The sequence below is a fragment of the Campylobacter sp. US42a genome, from assembly GCF_004379055.1.
GTDB classification, from domain to species: domain Bacteria; phylum Campylobacterota; class Campylobacteria; order Campylobacterales; family Campylobacteraceae; genus Campylobacter_D; species Campylobacter_D jejuni.
In genome coordinates this window covers 1-5,111 of the sequence record NZ_RYYK01000014.1, presented here as the reverse complement: position 1 = coordinate 5,111, position 5,111 = coordinate 1, and the positions used below count along the sequence as shown (strand labels likewise).

General features: G+C 30.9%; 4 protein-coding genes and 1 pseudogene. 4 read left to right on the top strand and 1 reads right to left on the bottom strand.

Annotation, left to right across the window (positions count from 1 at the left end):
- Window positions 1–175: 175 nt before the first annotated feature.
- From ELQ10_RS08460 to dnaK, 4 genes are all read left to right on the top strand, one after another.
- Complete coding sequence (locus tag ELQ10_RS08460; RefSeq protein WP_134250460.1) at window positions 176–1,357, top strand: hypothetical protein; 1,182 nt, start codon at window positions 176–178, stop codon at window positions 1,355–1,357.
- A gap of 216 nt (window positions 1,358–1,573) precedes the next feature.
- The gene (locus tag ELQ10_RS08455) at window positions 1,574–2,365 is read left to right on the top strand and encodes an HrcA family transcriptional regulator (RefSeq protein ID WP_002856966.1); all 792 of its coding nucleotides are present in this window, start codon (window positions 1,574–1,576) and stop codon (window positions 2,363–2,365) included.
- A complete protein-coding gene (gene grpE, locus ELQ10_RS08450) occupies window positions 2,362–2,892 on the top strand; it encodes a nucleotide exchange factor GrpE (protein WP_002893254.1) in 531 nt (176 codons plus the stop codon). Before ELQ10_RS08455 ends, grpE begins: the two co-directional genes overlap by 4 nt.
- 22 nt (window positions 2,893–2,914) lie before the next feature.
- On the top strand, window positions 2,915–4,786 hold the full coding sequence (dnaK, locus tag ELQ10_RS08445; RefSeq protein ID WP_044305953.1) for a molecular chaperone DnaK: 1,872 nt from the start codon (window positions 2,915–2,917) through the stop codon (window positions 4,784–4,786).
- 45 nt (window positions 4,787–4,831) lie between these two features.
- On the opposite strand, the pseudogene ELQ10_RS08740 reads toward dnaK, so the two are convergent.
- Window positions 4,832–5,045 (bottom strand): annotated as a pseudogene (locus tag ELQ10_RS08740) (flagellar basal body protein FliL); the annotation flags it as partial.
- Between the last annotated feature and the right edge of the window lie 66 nt (window positions 5,046–5,111).

Below are 5,111 nucleotides of genomic sequence, written 5' to 3'. Positions count from 1 at the left end.
TTTAGAATTGTGTTTAAAAAAGAGTTTGTTACTGGTTAGGGTTTTTAGAGAGAATAGGGTGTTTTTAGGGTTTGGAAGGTAATAGAGGATAAAATTTAAAATTTTCTAAGTTAAAATTACATAGAATATATTAGCAATATTTTTGAAAAGATGTCGAAAATTTGAAGGCATCAAAATGGATTTTATAAATTTTCTTAATCATTTTCAACCCATATCTAAATCTTCTCAGCAAGCTAGTGTATATAAATCTTTTAAGTTGAATTTAAAACCAAAGATTCTTAATGAAAAAGACGAAAATTCCTCTTCATTTCAAGATCAAAAAACAGATGTAGCTCAAACTATGCTTCAAAGATTAGAAGATGAAAAAGTTTTCAATCAAAAGGTGGGTGATAAAGTAAAAAAAGCTGAAAGAGGTATGACTACTATATATTTTAGAGATCCTATTATAAATAAACTCGTTCGTAGTGCTTTAAGTTCAACAGCTATCAATAAAATGGGGATTGAATTTGATAAAGAAGATATGACTAAAAGACTTGATGGATCATATATATTAAGTGGAAAAGCTGAAAATTTCGTGGCTGGATGGTATGCTGATATAGCATATACTAGAGCTTATATGGCTAGCGATAGAAATAATGATGGATATTTAGAAGATTACGAGCTTGAAGATACGAAAAGTGGTTTTGTAGCACAGGAAACAAATTTAGGACTTTTTGTGCAATCTTATACACAATTAAATGGTAGTGTAGATACTCTATTTGGTTTTGAAAAAGATTTTAGAGAAATGCGTCCAGATGATACCAAAGATACAGATTATGCTGGTAGAACTATAGGTTTAGAGCTTGATAAAATGATAAGAAAAGATGGAGATTTTGATGGAGAGCTTAGTTTTAGCGAAACTGGCATGCAAGCAGTAAAAACCAAAGCTCCAAATTCTGGATGGACTGAAAGTGTAGGTATATTAACTTTAACTAAATTTGATCAAACTAATACAATGGAAATTAAAGATATCTTGGATAAATTAGGTAAAGGTGTAAAATATGATGATTTAAGTGAAGATGAAAAATCTCTACTTAAAATGCAATTATCTGATAAAATTTTTGATGAAGTTGAAGATAAAGAAACTGGTAATAAAAAACTTGTTTTTAATCTGGATAAATTTAAAATTTTCTATGAAGGTTTTGTGGATTTATTCAAACAAAGAAGTGCAAAAATGCTAGGTTTAAAACCTGAAGATGCAACTAAACTTAATTATGACAATCTTGGTGAAATTGTCAACGAAATGAAGCAAACTTATTTTGATACAAATTCTACAAGTTATGGAAAAATAGCTGATTTAATTAAAATTTGGGCTTAGTTTTTATAATTATCTTGTAAAGTGTATTGTTATTTTTATTTTGATATATTGATATATTGTATTCTTATAAAAAAGTAACTAATAAAAGTTTAGTCATATAGACTAAATAAAATTAAGTATATTTTTTTATATTTATACTTGACAAAATAACACTCAATGTTGTATAATACTTCTAGCAATCAAAAAATAGAGTGCTAAAAATTTAAGGAAAGAGCTATGAAAAGCCGAGATAAAAAGGATTTGATTTTAGATTCTATCATCCAAACTTATCTTTTAGATAATGTTCCTATTGGTTCAAATGAATTGAATTTAAATCTTTGCATCCCTGCTTCAACTATACGCGTCTATCTTAAAAGGCTTAGCGACGAGGGTTTGATCACTCAGCTTCATATAAGTAGTGGTAGAATTCCTACTATTTTGACAATGCAAAATTACTGGCAAAGTTTTTGGAAAAAAGAACAAGATCAAGATATCAATATCAAAAGTGAGAATTTTTTAAAAGAGTTGAGTAAAGAATTTGAAATTTACTGTCTTGTTTATGGTGGTAGAAGCTTAGTGCTTAAAGAAGTGCTTGATCTAAATGCTAAGTTTATAGTGCTTGATTTTAAAGAAGAAGAGCTCGTTTTAAAATATGAAAAAGAAGCATGGAATTTTTTACAAAGTCTTATAGGATTGGATCTTTTTAGTATAGAAAAAATAGCTTTGAGGGTTCATTTTATGGATCTTGTAGAAAAAATAGCTAGCTTAAGGCAAAATTTGATTTGCTATAGAAGCAATGAAGAAAGAGCTTATCAAATTTATCAAAATGATGAATTTGTTAAGCTCTTAGATTGCGGAGTTCATCGTTATTTTAAAGAAAGTCTTGAATTTGAACCTTTATTTAAAGAAGGTTTTATGGGGCTTAAGGTGGATGCGCAGTTTTTGGGCGAAGATGTAAATATTATCTTAGCAGGTAGTGTTTATACGGATTATAAAAAAATATTACAATACATAAAGGAGGCGGCGTGAGCGAGCAAAAGCAAGAATTTGAAAATGAAAACGCAGAAAATTCTGAACATTTGCAAGATGAGAATTTGCAAAATATCGAAGATGTTGAGCAAAACAGATTGCAAAAAGACTATGATGAATTAAAAGACAAATATATGCGTGCAAACGCTGAATTTGAAAATATTAAAAAAAGAATGGAAAAAGAAAAGCTAAGTGCTATGGCTTATGCAAATGAAAGCTTTGCAAAGGATTTGCTTGATGTTTTGGATGCTTTAGAAGCAGCTATCAATGTCGAATGTCATGATGAAATTAGCTTAAAAATCAAAGAAGGAGTGCAAAACACTTTAGATTTGTTTCTTAAAAAACTTGAAAAGCATGGAGTGGCTCTTATCAAAGAAGAAAAAGAGTTCGATCCAAATTTACATGAGGCAATGTTTCATGTAGATAGTGAAAATCATCAAAGTGGTGAAGTGGTTACCGTGCTTCAAAAAGGCTATAAAATAGCCGATCGTGTGATCCGCCCAACCAAAGTTAGTGTAGCAAAATAAATTTTAATAAAAAGGATAAAAAATGAGTAAAGTTATAGGTATAGATTTAGGAACAACCAATTCTTGTGTTGCTGTGTATGAACGCGGTGAGAGTAAAGTAATTCCAAATAAAGAAGGTAAAAATACAACTCCTTCTGTGGTAGCTTTTACAGATAAAGGCGAGGTTTTAGTAGGAGATAGTGCGAAACGCCAAGCTGTAACTAACCCTGAAAAAACTATTTATTCTATTAAAAGAATTATGGGTTTGATGATCAATGAAGATGCGGCTAAAGAAGCTAAAACAAGACTTCCTTATCATATTACTGAAAGAAATGGTGCTTGTGCTATTGAGATTGCAGGGAAAATTTATACTCCGCAAGAAATTTCAGCAAAAGTTTTAATGAAACTAAAAGAAGATGCTGAAGCTTTCTTGGGCGAGAGTGTTGTAGATGCGGTTATTACTGTGCCTGCATATTTTAACGATGCGCAAAGAAAAGCGACAAAAGAAGCAGGAACGATAGCAGGACTTAATGTATTAAGAATTATTAATGAGCCTACTTCAGCAGCTCTAGCTTATGGACTTGATAAAAAAGATAGTGAAAAAATCGTGGTTTATGATCTAGGTGGGGGAACTTTTGACGTTACTGTGCTTGAAACTGGCGATAATGTAGTAGAAGTTTTAGCAACAGGTGGTAATGCTTTCTTGGGTGGCGATGATTTTGATAATAAACTTATAGATTTTCTAGCTAATGAATTTAAAGATGAAACAGGCATAGATCTTAAAAATGATGTTATGGCTCTACAACGCTTGAAAGAAGCAGCAGAAAATGCTAAAAAAGAATTAAGCTCAGCTAATGAAACTGAAATTAATTTACCATTTATCACAGCAGATGCAAGTGGGCCAAAACACTTGGTTAAAAAACTTACTAGAGCTAAATTTGAAGGTATGATTGATTCTTTAGTAGCTGAAACCATCACTAAAATCAATGAAGTAGTAAGTGACGCAGGTCTTAAAAAAGATGAGATTAAAGAAATTGTTATGGTAGGGGGCTCTACTCGTGTTCCTTTAGTGCAAGAAGAAGTGAAAAAAGCCTTTAATAAAGATCTTAACAAGTCTGTAAATCCTGATGAAGTTGTAGCTATTGGTGCGGCGATTCAAGGTGCGGTTATAAAAGGCGATGTTAAAGATGTGCTTTTACTTGATGTTACTCCGCTCTCTTTGGGTATAGAAACTCTAGGTGGGGTAATGACTAAGATTATCGAAAAAGGTACAACTATTCCAACTAAAAAAGAGCAAGTTTTCTCAACCGCTGAAGATAATCAAAGTGCTGTAACCATCAATGTTTTACAAGGGGAAAGAGAATTTAGTCGTGATAATAAATCTTTAGGAAATTTTAATCTTGAAGGAATTCCACCAGCACCACGCGGTATGCCACAAATCGAAGTTACTTTTGATATTGATGCAAATGGTATTTTAACTGTTAGTGCAAAAGATAAAGCAACAGGTAAGGCTCAAGAGATCAAAATCACAGGTTCAAGCGGACTTAGCGAAGAAGAAATTAATAACATGGTAAAAGATGCTGAACTTCACAAAGAAGAAGATAAAAAACGCAAAGAAGCTGTAGATGCTAGAAATGCGGCTGATAGCTTGGCTCATCAAGTAGAAAAATCTTTAAGTGAGTTGGGTGAAAAAGTTGCCGCTGCTGATAAAGAAAATATCCAAAAAGCTCTTGATGATTTGCGTGAGACTTTGAAAAATCAAAATGCAAGCAAAGAAGAGATTGAAAGCAAAATGAAAGTTTTAAGTGAAGTTTCTCACAAATTAGCTGAAAATATGTATAAAAAAGATGAGCCAAACACAGCCAATGATAAAAAGAAAAAAGATGACGATGTAATCGACGCTGAAGTTGAGTAATCCTAAAATCTTCAATCAAGCCTTTTTAAAAGGCTTGAAAATTTTTTAAAATTTTAAAGAAATGACAAAATCTGTAAAATATAATCCTTTTATTAGCTTGCTACCTAATTTTTCATTGATTTTTTAACCAATTCTTTTTGAAGTTCCAGTTTAAAATCAGATAATTCATTTTCTTGTATTTCTTTTACTAAAATGGTTTGAATAATGTAGGTAAAATTTTTGTAAAATCTTCTAAAGAAAATTTAATTTCATCCAAATCATTTTAGCGTAAGTAAACTAAAAACTTAGTAATAAAATAAAATTAATCTAAAAACTTTTTAGATAT

Excerpts from the sequence above, each read along its gene's own strand:
- ELQ10_RS08460 (WP_134250460.1), top strand. The coding sequence starts at position 176 with ATGGATTTTATAAATTTTCTTAATCATTTTCAACCCATATCTAAATCT.
- ELQ10_RS08455 (WP_002856966.1), top strand. The coding sequence starts at position 1,574 with ATGAAAAGCCGAGATAAAAAGGATTTGATTTTAGATTCTATCATCCAA.
- dnaK (WP_044305953.1), top strand. The coding sequence starts at position 2,915 with ATGAGTAAAGTTATAGGTATAGATTTAGGAACAACCAATTCTTGTGTT.